This is a genomic window from Polaromonas sp. (assembly GCF_041689105.1).
GTDB lineage: Bacteria > Pseudomonadota > Gammaproteobacteria > Burkholderiales > Burkholderiaceae_C > Polaromonas.
The window spans coordinates 1-2,160 of sequence record NZ_JBDNGU010000081.1; the positions used below are offsets into that span (position 1 = coordinate 1).

A 2,160-nucleotide genomic window follows, 5' to 3' on the forward strand; every position below is an offset into this window, starting at 1 on the left:
ACGCTGCTTGCGCGAATGGGCTTTCACCGCGAACTGGCAGAGCGCAGTGTATCGGCCGCCTACGTGGTTGATCCGCAGATTCAACGAACCCTTATAAGTGCCACTGTCGCATCGCGACCGGAGTCACCGGCGTTGCAAGCGGTGCTGGAAGCTATTCGCGAGAGTGTCGCCGACTTCATCGATACCAGCGGCACGTCTCTGGGTCGGCGTCATCACAAAGCTTAATAGCCGCTTGCCAGCGGGCGAGTCCTGCTTTACATTGGCGAACCCTCTCCTCACCCGCGCAACGACGTCTATCCAATGCCCCAATTCTTATCACCCGCAGCCCCGATGGTCGATCTCTTTTGGTCCTTCCGCAGCCCGTACAGCTACTTGGCGCTGCACCACGTGCGCAAGCTCGCGGCAGCCAACGAAGTGCAATGGAACGTCCGCATCGTGCGGCCACTGGCCATTCGCACACCTGATTTCTTCAGACGCATGGACCCTCTATGGCGCCCCTATCTTCTTATCGACACGAAGCGTATATCCGAGCAGCTTGGCATGCCCTTCGCTCGGCCTACGCCGGACCCAGTGACCCAGGATCCGAGGACGCTTGTGATTTCCGACGAGCAACCGTATATCCATCGGCTGAACCGCCTTGGAGCGGAAGCCACGCTGCGCGGACGCGCACTGGAGTTCATCAACGAAGTGTCGGACCTTCTATGGAACGGCAAGGTGGTCGGATGGGACCAGGGTGATCACCTCGCAAAGGCCGTGGCGCGCGCAGGGCTCGATCTTCGTGAGATGGAGGCCGATATTGAAAGCGACACGAGGCGCCGCGATCTACTTATTGAACAGAACGAAACCGACCTTCGCGCAGCCGGCCATTGGGGCGTCCCCACCTTTGTGTTCGAAGGAGAACCGTTCTTTGGACAAGACCGGCTAGACCTGATGCGCTGGCGCATTTCGCAGAAGCGCGAACGCAGGTGATGAGCAGCCGGGCGGCGCCGCCCGGCTGCTCATCACCTCGGCACTGTGGTGTCTCCGATAAGTCTCTTCTGCGTCTTCGATGGTCTGCAGCAAGACTCAATGACTTGATTTGGAGGGCAAATATTTGACCACTCGGGCGGACAGCCCGTAGCCATAACGGTAGACGAACAGATTCTCTCCATAGTGGCATCCCGCCGCAGGGAAAACTCGACAACCCATCCCGACGATCGCATCGTCATGGCGGTAAAGGCTCACGCCGTCATCGTAGCTATGGGCTCAAAGCGCAGAGTTGGCAGGCACGGGCCAGTTCGACGGCCGGGGGAGTGGCCATGCACCCCGCCAGCGCATGGGGAGAAGGCGTTTAGGGAGTATCTGAAGTGCTGTATCACTGCCCGCGGCTTTGCGCGCGCTGTGACGACTGCGGACACGACCACCTGGTAGCCTCCTGCAAAGGCCGTGGGGTCTCCCCCTCGTGTAACGCGCGCTGAACGGTCGAGGCCACGGAGCACCAAGTATTTCCCACATGCCAGTGCGCTAATGGACGCTGTCGGTGCTTCAACGCCTGCGCGACTACCTGCATCGCGAGAAGGGTTCGTCCAACGCGGCGCTGCGCATTTTATTGCGCGTGTAGCAGCAAGGCCTGCAGACCCCTTGCCGGGGAGCTGTAACCCACAAGCTTCCATCGGGCGCGTTAGTATTCATCCACCGCTTCACTCCAGTCTGACACTCATGTGCACCTTCACGTCTGCTTGGTCGATGGGGGTGTTTGAGTCCCTGCCAGACAGTGTGGCCGTTCATCCGGCCATGGTAACCACTGAGCCGTGTTTGTTCGACGACAGCAATCGCGCCATCGACAAGGTCAGGTGCCGCGCACTAAACGTGCAGCACACGCGCTACCGGATCGGTGAATAGGCTGTTGGTGCCAGAATCATGTTCTCGATACGCTCCACTATTGGCCCGTTCTCTTCGGAGCGCGCTCGGGCTGTGATCCAATCGGGATCTGTCGCGAAGGCCGACCAGAGCTGGTCGCGCTCGGTTAGATCCCGCCATTCGAGCAGATAGTAAAGATCATTGTTGTTAGGGCCGACATAGGTCGTCCAGAATGCCGTGGGCCGGATGCCGTACTTCTTCCAAAGCGGCAGGGTCACAGTCTGAAATCGATTGTTCACGTCTGGCAGGCGGCCGGGCATG

Annotated in this window: 3 protein-coding genes; 2 read left to right on the forward strand and 1 reads right to left on the reverse strand. The window is 59.6% G+C overall.

Annotated features, from left to right (window positions below; translation table 11 throughout):
• Positions 1–225 (forward strand): hypothetical protein (locus ACESMT_RS07740; RefSeq protein ID WP_372825989.1); only part of this gene is annotated, 225 nt, incomplete at its 5' end.
• A gap of 105 nt (positions 226–330) precedes the next feature.
• Positions 331–969, forward strand: a complete 639-nt coding sequence (locus ACESMT_RS07745) for a 2-hydroxychromene-2-carboxylate isomerase (RefSeq protein ID WP_372825990.1) — start codon at positions 331–333, stop codon at positions 967–969.
• 893 nt (positions 970–1,862) lie between these two features.
• Here the strand turns inward: ACESMT_RS07745 and ACESMT_RS07750 are convergent.
• The coding region (locus tag ACESMT_RS07750; RefSeq protein WP_372825991.1) for an NIPSNAP family protein at positions 1,863–2,160 on the reverse strand (298 nt) is incomplete at its 5' end.